This window comes from Parasphingorhabdus sp. DH2-15 (assembly GCF_051668705.1).
Lineage (GTDB): Bacteria > Pseudomonadota > Alphaproteobacteria > Sphingomonadales > Sphingomonadaceae > Alterisphingorhabdus.
This window is the reverse complement of sequence record NZ_CP196351.1, coordinates 2,204,753-2,218,796: the sequence shown is the minus strand read 5'-3', so window position 1 is coordinate 2,218,796 and position 14,044 is coordinate 2,204,753. Positions and strand designations below refer to the sequence as shown.

Below are 14,044 nucleotides of genomic sequence, written 5' to 3'. Positions count from 1 at the left end.
ATGGTCAGCGGCCGGAAGTGCCGCCCTTATGTGTTAAGAAAAGCGGCTATTCGCCAGCCAATACTCTACACGAATGGACTATTCCGACCTCTAAAACTGCTGAACCATGAGACATCGGATCACCTCCTTTCGTATTGTTGAAAACCATTGCCATGCCCTCGCTATTATCCTTCGTGAATGAAGGGGCTCTTGCCTGACAAAAACAATGTGGATCAGCTATTAGCGCACAACAAGACTTGATTTAATTTATTTTCGAATCATAATTCTGCATCCCACAGCAATGGACACAGCCGCAAATCGGGCTTCGCAAAAATTTCATAGTGATTTTCAGGTATTTGGACGCAATTCCACTATTTGTGTCGCGCCAACCGCTGATCAGACTAGCGGCAATCTTCGACAACCCGTGCTAATTTGGGCGATGTAGCTATACGGATGGCCTTTTGATCATCCACAACCAATCCAAAGGATCCGCGGCTAAAGATCAATTCATCCAGCACGATATTATTTGCTGATAGGGAAAGGCCCAAAATGCCCCCTTCAAAATCAGATGCAGAATTGCCGTTCATGCTGCGCGTGCCAAAAGTTGTCGTGATGGCCAGCTTTGCAGCTCCTGGATGCACATTATGCCGCACTATTGAGATAGACTTACGCTGTTTACTGCACTTGATACTGAAAATAGATTTGCCATTAGGATTAACAAAGGCGGCAAATGCAGCATCTGCGTCATTGCTGCGCATCCATTGGCCAGCCATTAAAGGCCAGTCTTGCCAATCAGCATCATTTGGGACAGCAGCCACTACAGGAGATTGCGATTCGGCTGGAGCAGTTTTTGTTATATTCTCTTGAGCATTGGCTGCCTGTTCAGGCTGACCAGAGGTATCAGCCACATTGCTTGGTGGCAGACAGCTGCTTGAACCGCAAAGAATCATCGCCGGAAGAATTATACGTATCATTGCTCTATAATGCGTGCAGCGACCGTGAAGGACAAGGTTGAAACATCATGCGAAGATAGTGCATGGCCAATTTATGAAGTCAAATGCCGAAAAACCGAAGAAAATGCGCATCGACCAATTGCTGGTGGAGCGTGGCTTGGCGGACAGCCGCACACGCGCGCAAGCATTGGTGATGGCTGGCTTGGTCTTTGTGAAAGAGAATAAGGTGCAAAAGGCTGGGCAGCAAGTTGCTAGTGATTGCGATATTGATGTTCGGGGCAAAGACCATCCATGGGTATCACGCGGAGGTCTGAAGCTCGATCATGCGCTGGACCATTTTTCGATAGATGTCAGTGGCATGACCGCTATTGATATCGGATCATCAACCGGCGGTTTCACCGATGTGTTGCTCAGCCGAGGGGCGGAAACGGTATTTGCCGTTGATAGCGGGACAAATCAGCTTGCCTGGTCATTGCGGCAAGATGAGCGCGTTATCGTGCATGAAAAGACCAGCGCGCGTATATTGACGGACCAGCATATTACCCGCTCATTAGATATTGCGGTTTGCGATGCCAGCTTCATTTCGCTGACCAAAGTTTTGCCAGTGCCATTGGGCTTTGTACGCGAAGCTGGGCATTTGGTTGCGCTGATAAAACCACAATTTGAGGTTGCGCGGCATGAGGTTGGTAAGGGCGGTGTGGTAAGGGATTCTGCACTGCATGAGCGCGTTTGCGCGGAAATATACGATTGGCTAGGGCAAAATGACTGGGAAGTAAGCGGTATTACCACCAGCCCCATCACTGGACCGAGCGGTAATGTGGAGTTTCTGATCGCGGCGCGCAAACAGGCTTAGAAACCACACTATTGCGCTATACTTAGCAAATCATGTGGGCATTGCGCGGCTTCATCTGGCCAGATTGCATGATATGCGGCTAAACATCCGGCAATAGGTGATAGAATCAACGGGAAAGGAAATAAGCATGAGTGAATTGGCATCCCGCTCACAATTGCGTCTGTCCTTCCTGCGCTGGGCTATGCTGACTGTTCCCTTGACGGTTTTGCTGGGCTTTATGTCGTCCCGCATTGCAGAGCCAGCCGGTCAAAATGCCTGGTTTCAATCCTTGGTCAAACCTGCTGCACAGCCTGAGGGTTGGGTATTCGGCGCTGCTTGGTTCATACTGTACATCTTGATTGCACTGGCTTTGGCTATTGTCCTGAATGCACGCAATGCGCGGCTGCGTTGGATTGGCGTAAGCCTGTGGTGCGCACAATTTTTGCTTAATCTAATCTGGTCGCCCTTGTTTTTTGGCGCGCATCAAATTGGCTATGCATTTTACTTGCTTTTGATGATCTTCCTGCTGTCATTCGCGACCGTTTTGGTATTTGGCAGAATACGCCCTCTCGCAGCCTGGTTAATGGTGCCCTATCTGGCTTGGCTGTGTTTCGCGGCAATTTTGAACAAGCAAATTGATGATCTAAACCCAGGGGCGGCGACCAAAATTGTGCCGCGCAGCTATGAACTGCCATCGACCACCACTGGCGGCGCACTGCCACCAGCACAATAGGTTTTTGCTGAATGATGCGAAGCGCTGAATATATGCTGCTTGATAATTGCGCTTGTTTATAGCTATTTTGACGCCATATCGGGTTTAGCTGAGCAATCCCGTCAGAAAGGTCGACCATCATGCAAAGTGACAACAGAATATTCGCCGACTTTATGCGCGTCATTAATGGCGCTGCTGGAACCGTTGCAGGCATGGGGCGCGAAGCGGGCGAGTCTGCACGCGAACGTACTCGCGAATGGATGGCGGGAATGGACTTTGTCAGCCGTGAAGAATTTGACGCAGTAAAAGCATTGGCGGCAAAGGCACGTGAAGAAGCTGATGACTTAAAAGCGCGGGTTGAGGCTCTGGAAAAAGCAGCATCAACTGCTGCCAAACCTGCGGCCAGAAAACCAGCTGCACGCAAGACAAGCACGCCCAGAAAACCCAAGGATTAAGGCCAGTATCGCGCCGAAGAATATTGTTTTTCCCACTATTTCTTCGTGGGTTTATCAACAGTGTTTCAACAGGCTTTTCAACTTGTCCCCCGTTGATTGACCGCTTTGCATTGCGGTGAACCACTCTCTTTAGCATTATGCTAACTATGTTGATGGATCACACCAAAGCGACGCGATCAGCGTCATGCGCTTCTGATCGGGGCGCAGACATATGATTGAAACGGACGAAATCGAATTTGGTGGACAGGAAGCTGCGCCATTAGAGATGCTGAGCGCATTGTTTGAGGCCCGCGGCTGGACAACCGAACGCGAAAGCGATGAAGAGGTTTGCGCCGAAGTCAAAGGCAATTGGACCCATTATCAGCTGCGCGGCATTTGGCGTGAGCATGACCATGTTCTGCAATTGCTTGTTTTGCCGGATATCAGCATTTCTGATGACAAATATGCCAGCATGTATGAGGCTTTGGGCCTGATTAACGAACAGCTATGGCTGGGCCATTTTGATATGTGGTCCAATAACGGCATGCTGCTTTATCGCCACGGATTGATGCTGCCTAGCAATGCCATGTTGGAGCTGGACCAGGCGCAGATATTGGTGGAAACGGCTCTGGCTGAATGTGACCGCTTTTACCCTGTTTTCCAGTTCATTCTCTGGGGTGATAAATCGCCCAAAGACGCGCTGGCGGCCGCACTTATCGATACTATGGGTGAGGCGTGACCGTTTTTTGCACTTTGTGTAGCCGATACAGATTATGAGCAATCCCGCCTCTCTTTTTCCGCAAAATATCGTCTTTATCGGTTGCGGCAATATGGGCGGCGGCATGCTCACTGGCTGGTTGGCCAGCGGACTTGATCCGGCAAATGTGACCATTGTTGACCCATATCTTGAGACAGGGCCGGGCGGTATTACGGTTTATGACCATGTGCCGGATCATCTATCATCGATTGATCTGGTCATTTTGGCAGTGAAACCGCAAAAACTGGGTGATGCTGCTCCTCTTTTGGCAGGCAGATTAAACGCAAAGACAATATTGGTGTCGATACTGGCCGGTGTGAAACATGCGACTTTGGTGGATCGGTTTCCCGAAGCTGGCGCTATTATCCGGCTGATGCCCAATATGGCTGTGCGCATTGGTCAGTCGGTTTCTTCACTTTATGCACCTGTCGCGGCGAATGATTTTGTACGCGCTGCGCATCACAAGGTCGAGCAATTGACCAAGATGTTTGGCAGTGCTGAGTGGCTTGATGAAGAAGTGCATATGCATTTGGCGACAGCATTGGCAGGTTCTGGTCCGGCATTTTTGTTTCGCTTTATTGATGCTTTGTCATCGGCCGGTGCAGAGCAGGGACTGGATGCAGAGCAAGCGAAACATTTCGCTTTGGCCATGGTTCGCGCATCGGCGCAGCTGGCTGAACAATCGGAATTTTCACCGGGTGAGCTAGCGCGCCAAGTGGCCAGTCCGGGCGGCACAACACAGGCCGGATTGGACGTTCTTGATGACAAAAATGCGCTGGAAACGCTGGTGCAGGCGACAATAGCTGCTGCGGCCAGACGCAGTGCCGAAATGGCGGAAGAATTCGGCTAAACCGAACCCGCCCGCCACTATGCCATTGCGCCATTCAGAGGTTCAGTCGCAATCCAATTCATAATAATCGCGAACAATGTCCCAGCCTTCTTCGGCTGTTTCCACCATGGTGAACAGATCAAGGTCTTTATGAGAAACCGTGCCTTCATCGGCCAAGGCTTCCAGATCGACCACTTTTGTCCAAAAGTCTTTGCCGTAGAGCAGGATGGGCACAGGCTCCATCTTGCCAGTTTGAATAAGCGTTAGCAGTTCAAAAAATTCGTCAAATGTGCCGAAGCCACCCGGAAATACAGCAATAGCTCGCGCGCGCAGCAGGAAGTGCATCTTGCGCAATGCGAAATAGTGGAACTGGAAGGAGAGGTGCGGCGTAACATATTCATTAGGCGCTTGCTCATGCGGCAGCACGATATTCAGGCCGATAGACTCCTTGCCTGCCTCATGCGCGCCCCGATTGGCCGCTTCCATAATGGACGGACCGCCACCAGAACAGACGACAAATTGCCTTTTCCCATCTTCGGTCTGCTCGCAATTACTGGCGATATGCGCCAGTTTGCGGGCCTCTTCATAATATTTGGATTTCGCTGCCAGATTTTCCGCGATGCGCTTTTCCTGCGGAGTTTTGGCAGAATCAATTTTTTCTTGCGCCTTGGATGGTTCGGGAATTCTGGCAGAGCCATACATCACAAAGGTAGAGCCGATATTGGCTTCATCCAACAGCATTTCAGGTTTGAGCAGTTCGAGCTGGAAACGCACTGGGCGCAGTTCTTCGCGCAACAGAAAATCGGTGTCACGATAGGCCAGCTTATAGGCTGGATCACTGGTCTGCGGGGTTATAAGAGCCTGTTCAGCGGTTTTGGCGTCTTCGGCGGCACGGCGGAAGCGCCGTTCATTAATATCTTTTTTGGTCATGGACTATGACCTAGACGCCATTGACGCGGTCATCAACGCAATTTGCAGAGGAACATTCGTCTTTTAGCGACAAAATTCATTATTATCGGCCAGATCAAGATGGAAATGGTCCCCATGCGCAGCATTGAATTCCGGGCCGAGCACGGTGCCAAAGCGCCGACAAGCACTTTTGTGGATGGCTCTTAAAAAGGCGCGTTCTGCACGGCTGCCATTCCAGCCTTTTTGCACGGTGATACGGCGGCCATCGGCCAGCACAAAACCGGAAACATCAATGGCATTGGCATGGGCATGTTCTGACCGTTTGCCTGTGCCTGCGACATTGCGGCAATTATAACTGCCATAGGTTTCGATGCGTACCAATTCGCTGCCCAACATTTGCCGCGCGGCGCGGGCAACGGCATATTGCGACCAGCGGGTAAAGCGCTGCGCCATGGGGCAAGTCACAGGCCCCAAATTGCCTATCTGTAACGTGCCAGCACCATCATTAGCGCGTGACAGGTCAAGGCTGGCCAGCTTAACCGTGCCCAATTGGCTGCACCCTTTGCCCAAATAGCGATCAGGCAAAGGTGTGAAATTGGCTGCCGATTTTTGCAGATCGGCATGGCAACCGCGCAAAGGCCCATCGGCGCGTATAGTTGCGGCTGAAGCTGTTGATGATGGCGCGCTCGTACTGGCCGGACGCGATGGAGCATCACCCCTGGAACCGATTTGCGGCAAAGCGCTGCATGCGGACAATGCCAAGCTGGTAAGGGCGGTTATTGCCGCTTTTTTCAAGCGGGCTGGTGGGCTAAGTGCCAAAGCGGTTGTTGATTGCGTCTGCATAGCCATTGCTATAGTCACAACATGCTTAACAGATGCCGAGCGTCTATGGTTAACAACTGATAAATGGACCGGTTGGGCGCAATATATGGTGATCTTTAGGGATAAATGATGCGGGCAATTGTGAACAATATCTATGTGTTTTGGCTGATATTGTCGGTGCCTGCCATTTTCCAAATGGGGAAATTGATCAATAGCGGTTTTGATGCGTCTGTCGCATTTTCGCTAGAGCATGGCACTGGTGAAATGTCGGTGCGGCTAATGCTATTGGCCATGGCGATAAGTCCGTTAAAAGCCATATTTGGCACAAAGAGCTGGGTCATGTGGTTATTGGCCAGACGGCGCTATATTGGCGTGGCTGCGGCGGGTTACGGGCTTTTGCATCTATATGTGTATTGTATCGATTTGGAGCTGTTCAATGGTGTCTGGCGTTATGTTCTGGAAGATGCTGCGCAATTCTCTATCTGGACTGGTTATCTGGCTCTGATTATTTTTGTGGCCATGGCTGTCACAAGCAACAATGCTGCGCAGCGCCTTATGAAGCGCAACTGGAAACGGTTGCAGCAAGGCGTGTATGTTGCGGCCTTATTGATCGCCGTGCATTGGGTATATGTCGATGGAGAGTGGATTGGGGCGATCATCCACTTTGCACCACTTTTACTCTTGCAAATTATTCGCATTAGCATAGAATGGAAAAAATCTCGGTTCAATACGGGTTCATCCGCTGCAAGCGATTAAACACTTTAACATGATGATTTCGTCACTACATCTTTGGTGAGGATATTGAGAAGAAGGGTAATATCATGAAATTTACCGAAGCTATGCTGGCTATTGCCGCAGCGACCGCAATGAGCACAGCCATGCCCGAATCGGCCTCTGCTAGCGGTAAGCTGAAATGCGAAGCCGGGCCAGAATCAGGTTGGAAAAGCCGCGATGCGCTGGAAGAAAAGCTGAAAAAAGATGGCTGGTCTGTCCGTAAATCAAAGGTCGATGGCGGCTGTTATGAAGTTTACGGCACCACGCCGCAAGGTGATCGGGTTGAGGCATATTTCCATCCTATAACCTTCGAAAAACTGTTGGTTACAAAGCGTGGTGGCAAGGTTATTTTCCGCAAGGCTGAACAATAATTTCTTATAGGCTCAAGAATTAGGCGTTTATTTACGTCCATTTAGCCGGAGTTTGAAATATTCTTCTTGCAGTTGCGTACGCCCGTCCCTATTTGCGGCGACGGGCCACGCGGTCCCAACGCCGCGCGAGCTCTCTGTAAGGAGAGAATATCATGAGTAACTCAATACCGGCGGAGCCGACGCTTCGCCCTGCACGACCATTTTTTTCATCTGGCCCTACGGCCAAATTCCCCGGCTGGTCAGCGGATACCCTGAAAACTGAAGCATTAGGACGTTCCCACCGCTCCAAAACGGGCAAGGCGCGTCTCAAATATGCAATCGATTTGAGCCGCAAAATTCTCGGCATTCCTGATGATTATCTGATTGGCATTATGCCCGGTTCCGACACTGGCGCGCTGGAATGTGCGATGTGGACGATGCTCGGTTCTCGCCCTGCAACCGTTGCCGCATGGGAAAGTTTCGGCAATGTTTGGATACAGGATGCGGTCAAACAGCTTAAGCTGAAAGACCTGACTGTTCTTAACGCCGATTATGGTGAAATCCCCGATCTTAGCCAGATTGATAAGGGCGATGATGTCGTCTTTACCTATAATGGCACGACTTCGGGCGCGAAAATTCCCGATACTGATTGGATCGCTGATGATCGCACGGGTGTCACCATCAATGACGCGACCAGCGCGGTTTTTGCGCAGCCTATGGATTGGTCAAAGCTCGACGCGACGACATTTAGCTGGCAGAAAGTCATGGGTTCCGAAGCTGCGCATGGCATGCTTATCCTGTCGCCGCGTGCTGTTGAACGCATTGAAAGCTATGATCCTGAATGGCCTTTGCCAAAGCTCTTCCGCCTGAAAAAGGGCGATAAGCTGAACCGTGCAATCTTTGAAGGCGCGACGATCAACACGCCGTCATTGCTGGCAACCGAAGATTATATCGCTGCTCTGGAATGGGCAGAGTCTATTGGTGGTTTGAAAGCTCTGCATGATCGTGCGGATGCCAATGCCAAAATCGTCCATGATTGGATTGCAGTAACGCCTTGGCTGCGCAATATGGTCAGTGACCCTGCAAAATGGACCAATACCGGCATCTGCATGGTGTTTCAGGGTGAATGGTATGATGCGCAAAGCGACGAGGTGAAAGCCGTTGTGCCGAAGCGTATTACGGCGATGCTCGAAGAACTGCATATCGGCTATGACTTTAACGGTTATCGCGATGCACCGCCTTCGCTGCGTATCTGGTGTGGTTCAACAGTCGATGCAGAGGATATTGCACGCCTGCTGCCATGGATTGAATGGGCCTATGCCAAGGTCCAGGCCGAATTTTCCGCCGAATTTTCCGCCTAACTTTCCTAAGTCACGTTATCGTCAGTTCGGCGCAGGCCGATATCTCACGCACATTCGCACCAATATTGGTCGTCATGCGTGAGATTCTGAAAAATGTTCAGGGTGACGACACTTCCTAAAGGACTCTCCCGAAAGGATTACCTATGCCTAAAGTATTGATTTCTGACAAAATGAACCCTCGTGCCGCCGATATTTTCCGTGAAAATGGCTGTGAGGTTGATGTTATCACAGGTCAGACACCCGAAGAATTGAAAGACATTATTGGCAATTATGATGGTCTTGCCATCCGCTCGTCGACCACAGTAACGGCAGAGCTATTGGAAGCAGCAACCAAGTTGAAGGTTATTGGCCGCGCTGGTATCGGCGTTGACAATGTCGATATTCCGGCGGCCTCTGCCAAGGGCGTAGTGGTTATGAACACACCCTTTGGTAACTCCATCACCACTGCGGAACATGCCATTGCGATGATGTTCGCTCTGGCCAGACAGCTGCCACAGGCCGACTTGTCAACACAGCAGGGCAAGTGGGAAAAATCAAAATTCATGGGTGTTGAGCTGACCAGCAAAACATTGGGATTGATCGGGGCCGGCAATATCGGGTCGATCGTTGCTGACCGTGCTTTGGGTCTGAAAATGAAGGTCATTGCATTTGACCCGTTTTTGACGCCGGAGCGTGCAGTTGAACTGGGCATTGAAAAGGTAACGCTGGATGAGTTGCTGGGCCGTGCCGATTTCATAACCTTGCATACACCGCTAACGGATCAGACCCGCAATATCTTGGATGCTGAAGCGCTGGGTAAGGTGAAGCCGGGTGTGCGGATTATCAATTGTGCGCGTGGCGGCTTGATCGACGAAGCGGCTTTGAAAGTCGCGCTTGAATCAGGTCAGGTCGCAGGCGCTGCATTGGATGTGTTTGCGCAGGAACCGGCAAAGGAAAACGCACTTTTCGGCACAGAAGGCCTGATCTGTACGCCGCATCTGGGGGCATCCACCAATGAGGCGCAGGTCAATGTTGCTCTGCAAGTGGCCGAACAAATGGCAGATTATCTGGTGAAGGGCGGCGTGACCAACGCGCTGAATATGCCTAGCCTTTCTGCGGAACAGGCACCGAAGTTGAAACCTTATATGCTGCTGGCCACCCAATTGGGCACGATTGCCGGGCAATTATTGGGCAATAAGATTAAAGGCGTATCGGTTGAGGTAGAGGGCGCGGCAGCGGAACTCGACCAGAAACCAATCACCGCAGCAGTTCTGGCCGGTTTGATGCGCGCCTATAGCGACACCGTTAATATGGTCAACGCGCCATTTCTGGCAAAGGATCGCGGTCTTGATGTACGCGAAGTGCGCCGTGACCGCGAAGGCGATTATCACACGCTGGTCCGCGTTGCATTGAAGCTGGAAGATGGTGAAAAGTCAGTGACCGGCACATTGTTTGGCAATGCCAATCCACGTCTGGTCGATATTTTCGGTGTAAAAATTGAAGCCGATTTGCGCGGGCCTATGCTCTATATCGTCAACCGGGATGAGCCGGGCTTTATTGGTCGTTTGGGCTCCACCCTGGGTGAGGCCAGCGTCAATATTGGCACTTTCCACCTTGGCCGCCGTAATGATGGTCCAGGCGGCGATGCCGTACTGCTTTTGTCACTTGATAGCCCGGTAGAAGAGCCGGTTTTGTGGAAAGTTTGTCAACTGCCCGGCGTACGTGACGTCAAAGCACTGAATTTTGCCTAAAGCCAATTGCTTTTTGTCATATGGGGGGAGTAAGGGATCAGCATGAATCCCGATCTCCTCCCTGAAGGCCTGCAAGACAGGTTGATGCCGCAGGCAGAGGCCATGGCCGAACTGCTGCAACGCTATTTCACCATTTTTGCAAGCCACGGCTATGAGCGTGTTGCGCCGCCATTGATTGAATTTGAAGGATCATTGGCGCATCGCACCAAAGGCTATGCCAAGGATCGGATGCTGCGCGCGGTTGACCCGATCTCGCTGCGCACATTGGCGCTGCGTTCGGATATGACTGTTCAGGTCGGCCGCATTGCAACAACAAGGCTGTCCAATGCACCGCGTCCGCTGCGTCTTTCTTATGCAGGGCCAGTGGTAACATTACGCGCAGGTGAGCTGCACCCTGAGCGTGAGCGTATGCAAATTGGTGCTGAACTTATCGGCAATGACAGTGTCGCTGCTGCGATTGAGATTGTCGGCCTTGCCGTGGAGGCTTTGCAATCTGCGGGCGCGCGGCAGATTACCGTCGATTTTACCTTGCCGGATCTGGTAGATACTCTGGCGGAAAAGGCTTTTCCGTTGAACGAGGAAGAGATTATCGCCGTTCGCCGTGAGCTAGACACCAAAGATGCAGGTGGGCTGAAAGCATTGCAAGCCGATGCCTATATCCCGCTGCTTTACGCCATGGGCCCGCTGGACAGTGCGTTGCAGAAATTGCGCGCGATTGATGCTGGCGGCGCGTTGGCAAGCCGCATCAGCGCATTGGAAGCCATTGCTGCGCCGCTGGGCAAAGATATTAGAGTGACGCTCGACCCGAGTGAGCGGCATGGGTTCGAATATCAAAGCTGGTTCGGCTTTTCGCTTTATGCTGATGGATATCCTGAAGTTCTAGGCAGGGGCGGCACCTATGCGATTTCCGCGGGTGAAGATGCACAAGAGGTTGCCACCGGCTTTACGCTCTATGCAGACCGATTGGTGAAGACAAGTGAAGGTTCTGAAAGATTAGGGCGCGTTTTTCTGCCTCTTGATCACGATTATCAGCGAGCAAGAGAGTTACGTGCGCAGGGCTGGTATACATTGGCGGCGCTGGATGCAAAAGATGATGCAAAAGCATTAGGCTGCACGCATATCTTAGATGAAAATGGGCCGACCTGCATTTGATATTTCTGTTTTCACTTTAATCGGTGATAGCGCTTTTTCTATGCTGGACCTGTATAGTGGACGGGCCTAAAAGCGTCGCGTTTGTGCAAGTTCGTCAAGCGAATCTGCTTTCATAAAAACCAAAGGACAGTTCATGGCCAATGTAACAGTAATCGGTGCGCAATGGGGCGATGAAGGCAAAGGCAAGATTGTCGATTGGCTCGCCGAACGTGCGGACGTGGTTGTGCGTTTTCAAGGTGGACATAATGCGGGGCATACACTGGTCATTGATGGCAATGTCTATAAGCTGTCGCTGCTGCCATCAGGTATTGTCAGTGGAACCTTATCGGTTATTGGCAATGGCGTTGTACTGGACCTATGGGCGCTGAAAAGCGAGGTGGAAAAATTGCGCGATCAGGGTGTTGAGATTACACCGGAGAAACTGATCATCGCCGACAATTGCGCATTGATATTGCCACTTCATGGCGACCTGGATGGTCTGCGCGAAGACGCAAGCGGATCGGGTAAGATTGGCACGACAAGGCGCGGTATTGGCCCGGCCTATGAAGATAAAGTAGGACGCCGCGCGATACGGGTATGCGATCTGGCACATCTGGATGATCTAGAAGCGCAGCTGGACCGACTATGCGCGCACCATGATGCATTGCGTGCGGGCTTTGGTGCGCCGCCAATTGATCGCGCTGCCTTGCTCGATCAGTTAAAAGAAATCGCGCCCTTTGTAGAGCCTTTTGCTTATCCAGCCTGGCGCAAATTGAACAAGGTGCGCAAAGCCGGCGCGCGGATTCTGTTTGAAGGTGCGCAGGGTGTGTTACTTGATGTCGATCACGGCACCTATCCTTTTGTGACATCCTCCAACACGATTTCAGGCACTGCATCAGGGGGCAGCGGTCTTGGCCCGCGTGCTACTGGCTTTGTGCTGGGTATTGTAAAGGCGTATACAACACGGGTTGGCTCTGGTCCGTTTCCCACCGAGTTGAACGATGATGTTGGCCAACGGCTCGGTGAACGCGGCCATGAATTTGGCACTGTGACCGGCCGTCAGCGGCGCTGTGGCTGGTTTGATGCGACATTGGTGCGGCAAAGCTGCGCTGTCTCTGGCGTGACGGGCATAGCCTTGACCAAAGTCGATGTGCTGGATGGATTTGCAACAGTGAAAATCTGCACCGGCTATCGTTTGAATGGCAAGGTGCTGGATTATCTGCCCGCCCATGCTTCTGATCAGGCCAATATTGAGCCGATTTATGAAGAGCATGAGGGCTGGAGCGAAACAACAGCGGGCGCCCGTTCATGGGTTGATTTGCCCGCTGCTGCCATCAAATATATTCGCCGCATCGAAGAGCTTATCGAATGCCCCGTTGCATTGGTTTCCACTTCACCAGAACGCGAAGATACGATTTTGGTGCGCGATCCGTTTAGTGATTAATATAGCCGTCCGGCGCGCGATGCGGTTAGTAGTTGAATTGCCATTGGTGATTATGTGCCTACAGTGATAGCAGCCGCATAGTCAGACAGACTTGGATTATTGCCATTGCTTGCAACATTAGCGGTATTCCAAATCCAACCGCCGACGCTTCCATAGCCTTTGAACTCACTGGTCATCTGTGCGGGCGAATAAGCCGGACCACTTGCCGAACCTTGCACTGCGAGACCGGGACGGATCAGTGCGTTGGCATCTCTAATGCCCGTTTTTGCAGTACCGGCATTGTTAACAGCCGCGACCCATCCTTTCGGATCGCTACCTGCGCCGCCAGAATAGCATTGCAAGTTAAAACCAATAACAGGCTGCGTGCTCAGATTTTTGTAAATGCCTTCTAAGCAGGCAATCCAGTAAGGTGATACGAAACTGGAACTGCCATAGGGACAAAAAGAAAATCTATAATTGTTGTTCGTATTATAGAGCGCTTGAGTGAGGCCAGTGATAACGCCAACATTGCCGATCTGATCTTCATTATCATAATCAAAACCATATATATCTAATGCAGCGGCTATCGCGGTAAAGTTGCTCAGCAGATTAGACAGTGTAGCGCCGCCTGTTTTTAATATCGTATCGATATTACTAAAATCACTCGTGCCGCCAGCACCTATTGATAACCATACACGCTCAAGCGAGGCTGCTTTGCCCGCCGTCACAACCGCTTTGAGGCAACTTACCGTGGCAGCTACCGGTGTACCGTTCATGCAAAGCTGCTCGTTATTATAGTGTAGATTGCCTGATGGATCGACATGTACGGACCAAAATATATAATCGGTAAAATCTGACTGACCCATGTTTGTTGCGATCGAAGTTGATTGACAATTATTATGGTCGTCAAATAACCCAGTAATATAAGCGCCATTAAATATAGTCATCATCTTTCTCCTTCATTATTGGAGTGATGATATTGGCAGTCTATGTTACGTATTGATTGGCTATAATCGACACATGCTTGTTAAACTGTTTCAGTTCATCG

The 14,044-nt window shown here is 51.0% G+C and carries 15 protein-coding genes; 11 read left to right on the top strand and 4 right to left on the bottom strand.

Annotated features, from left to right (window positions below):
• Window positions 1–380: 380 nt before the first annotated feature.
• Entirely contained in the window at window positions 381–953 is a 573-nt protein-coding gene (locus ACR9YC_RS10395; protein WP_438727284.1) for a hypothetical protein, read from the bottom strand.
• A gap of 73 nt (window positions 954–1,026) precedes the next feature.
• Here ACR9YC_RS10395 and ACR9YC_RS10390 point away from each other — a divergent pair, with 73 nt between their 5' ends.
• The 5 genes from ACR9YC_RS10390 (at window position 1,027) to proC (ending at window position 4,517) form a co-directional block, all read left to right on the top strand.
• Window positions 1,027–1,785: a TlyA family RNA methyltransferase gene (locus ACR9YC_RS10390; protein WP_438727282.1), complete on the top strand. Its 759-nt coding sequence runs from the start codon at window positions 1,027–1,029 to the stop codon at window positions 1,783–1,785.
• 127 nt (window positions 1,786–1,912) lie between these two features.
• Window positions 1,913–2,497, top strand: coding sequence for a TspO/MBR family protein (locus tag ACR9YC_RS10385; RefSeq protein WP_438727279.1), 585 nt, complete (start codon window positions 1,913–1,915; stop codon window positions 2,495–2,497).
• 119 nt (window positions 2,498–2,616) lie between these two features.
• Complete coding sequence (locus ACR9YC_RS10380) at window positions 2,617–2,931, top strand: accessory factor UbiK family protein (RefSeq protein ID WP_438727276.1); 315 nt, start codon at window positions 2,617–2,619, stop codon at window positions 2,929–2,931.
• Window positions 2,932–3,142: 211 nt separating this feature from the next.
• On the top strand, window positions 3,143–3,649 hold the full coding sequence (locus ACR9YC_RS10375) for a YbjN domain-containing protein (protein ID WP_438727273.1): 507 nt from the start codon (window positions 3,143–3,145) through the stop codon (window positions 3,647–3,649).
• Between the two features lie 34 nt (window positions 3,650–3,683).
• Window positions 3,684–4,517: a pyrroline-5-carboxylate reductase gene (proC, locus tag ACR9YC_RS10370; protein ID WP_438727270.1), complete on the top strand. Its 834-nt coding sequence runs from the start codon at window positions 3,684–3,686 to the stop codon at window positions 4,515–4,517.
• A 42-nt stretch (window positions 4,518–4,559) separates the two neighbouring features.
• Here proC and ACR9YC_RS10365 read toward each other — a convergent pair whose 3' ends face one another.
• Both ACR9YC_RS10365 and ACR9YC_RS10360 read right to left on the bottom strand, forming a co-directional pair.
• Entirely contained in the window at window positions 4,560–5,426 is an 867-nt protein-coding gene (locus ACR9YC_RS10365) for a TIGR00730 family Rossman fold protein (protein WP_438727268.1), read from the bottom strand.
• Between the two features lie 63 nt (window positions 5,427–5,489).
• On the bottom strand, window positions 5,490–6,248 hold the full coding sequence (locus ACR9YC_RS10360; protein WP_438727265.1) for an extensin family protein: 759 nt from the start codon (window positions 6,246–6,248) through the stop codon (window positions 5,490–5,492).
• Window positions 6,249–6,353: 105 nt separating this feature from the next.
• Here ACR9YC_RS10360 and ACR9YC_RS10355 point away from each other — a divergent pair, with 105 nt between their 5' ends.
• From ACR9YC_RS10355 to ACR9YC_RS10330, 6 genes are all read left to right on the top strand, one after another.
• Window positions 6,354–6,983, top strand: a complete 630-nt coding sequence (locus tag ACR9YC_RS10355; protein WP_438727263.1) for a sulfite oxidase heme-binding subunit YedZ — start codon at window positions 6,354–6,356, stop codon at window positions 6,981–6,983.
• Between the two features lie 65 nt (window positions 6,984–7,048).
• The gene (locus tag ACR9YC_RS10350) at window positions 7,049–7,372 is read left to right on the top strand and encodes a PepSY domain-containing protein (protein WP_438727261.1); all 324 of its coding nucleotides are present in this window, start codon (window positions 7,049–7,051) and stop codon (window positions 7,370–7,372) included.
• Window positions 7,373–7,524: 152 nt separating this feature from the next.
• Complete coding sequence (locus ACR9YC_RS10345; RefSeq protein WP_438727259.1) at window positions 7,525–8,712, top strand: phosphoserine transaminase; 1,188 nt, start codon at window positions 7,525–7,527, stop codon at window positions 8,710–8,712.
• Window positions 8,713–8,855: 143 nt separating this feature from the next.
• Window positions 8,856–10,442, top strand: a complete 1,587-nt coding sequence (gene serA / locus ACR9YC_RS10340; protein WP_438727257.1) for a phosphoglycerate dehydrogenase — start codon at window positions 8,856–8,858, stop codon at window positions 10,440–10,442.
• Window positions 10,443–10,484: 42 nt separating this feature from the next.
• Window positions 10,485–11,594, top strand: coding sequence for an ATP phosphoribosyltransferase regulatory subunit (locus ACR9YC_RS10335; protein ID WP_438727255.1), 1,110 nt, complete (start codon window positions 10,485–10,487; stop codon window positions 11,592–11,594).
• Between the two features lie 133 nt (window positions 11,595–11,727).
• On the top strand, window positions 11,728–13,017 hold the full coding sequence (locus tag ACR9YC_RS10330) for an adenylosuccinate synthase (protein WP_438727253.1): 1,290 nt from the start codon (window positions 11,728–11,730) through the stop codon (window positions 13,015–13,017).
• Between the two features lie 50 nt (window positions 13,018–13,067).
• Here the strand turns inward: ACR9YC_RS10330 and ACR9YC_RS10325 are convergent, their stop codons facing one another.
• The gene (locus ACR9YC_RS10325; protein ID WP_438727250.1) at window positions 13,068–13,946 is read right to left on the bottom strand and encodes a hypothetical protein; all 879 of its coding nucleotides are present in this window, start codon (window positions 13,944–13,946) and stop codon (window positions 13,068–13,070) included.
• Between the last annotated feature and the right edge of the window lie 98 nt (window positions 13,947–14,044).

Bases quoted from the DNA above. Each gene is read 5' to 3' on its own strand.
- ACR9YC_RS10395 (WP_438727284.1), bottom strand. From the start codon at position 953: ATGATACGTATAATTCTTCCGGCGATGATTCTTTGCGGTTCAAGCAGC.
- ACR9YC_RS10390 (WP_438727282.1), top strand. From the start codon at position 1,027: ATGAAGTCAAATGCCGAAAAACCGAAGAAAATGCGCATCGACCAATTG.
- ACR9YC_RS10385 (WP_438727279.1), top strand. From the start codon at position 1,913: ATGAGTGAATTGGCATCCCGCTCACAATTGCGTCTGTCCTTCCTGCGC.
- ACR9YC_RS10380 (WP_438727276.1), top strand. From the start codon at position 2,617: ATGCAAAGTGACAACAGAATATTCGCCGACTTTATGCGCGTCATTAAT.
- ACR9YC_RS10375 (WP_438727273.1), top strand. From the start codon at position 3,143: ATGATTGAAACGGACGAAATCGAATTTGGTGGACAGGAAGCTGCGCCA.
- proC (WP_438727270.1), top strand. From the start codon at position 3,684: ATGAGCAATCCCGCCTCTCTTTTTCCGCAAAATATCGTCTTTATCGGT.
- ACR9YC_RS10365 (WP_438727268.1), bottom strand. From the start codon at position 5,426: ATGACCAAAAAAGATATTAATGAACGGCGCTTCCGCCGTGCCGCCGAA.
- ACR9YC_RS10360 (WP_438727265.1), bottom strand. From the start codon at position 6,248: ATGCAGACGCAATCAACAACCGCTTTGGCACTTAGCCCACCAGCCCGC.
- ACR9YC_RS10355 (WP_438727263.1), top strand. From the start codon at position 6,354: ATGATGCGGGCAATTGTGAACAATATCTATGTGTTTTGGCTGATATTG.
- ACR9YC_RS10350 (WP_438727261.1), top strand. From the start codon at position 7,049: ATGAAATTTACCGAAGCTATGCTGGCTATTGCCGCAGCGACCGCAATG.
- ACR9YC_RS10345 (WP_438727259.1), top strand. From the start codon at position 7,525: ATGAGTAACTCAATACCGGCGGAGCCGACGCTTCGCCCTGCACGACCA.
- serA (WP_438727257.1), top strand. From the start codon at position 8,856: ATGCCTAAAGTATTGATTTCTGACAAAATGAACCCTCGTGCCGCCGAT.
- ACR9YC_RS10335 (WP_438727255.1), top strand. From the start codon at position 10,485: ATGAATCCCGATCTCCTCCCTGAAGGCCTGCAAGACAGGTTGATGCCG.
- ACR9YC_RS10330 (WP_438727253.1), top strand. From the start codon at position 11,728: ATGGCCAATGTAACAGTAATCGGTGCGCAATGGGGCGATGAAGGCAAA.
- ACR9YC_RS10325 (WP_438727250.1), bottom strand. From the start codon at position 13,946: ATGATGACTATATTTAATGGCGCTTATATTACTGGGTTATTTGACGAC.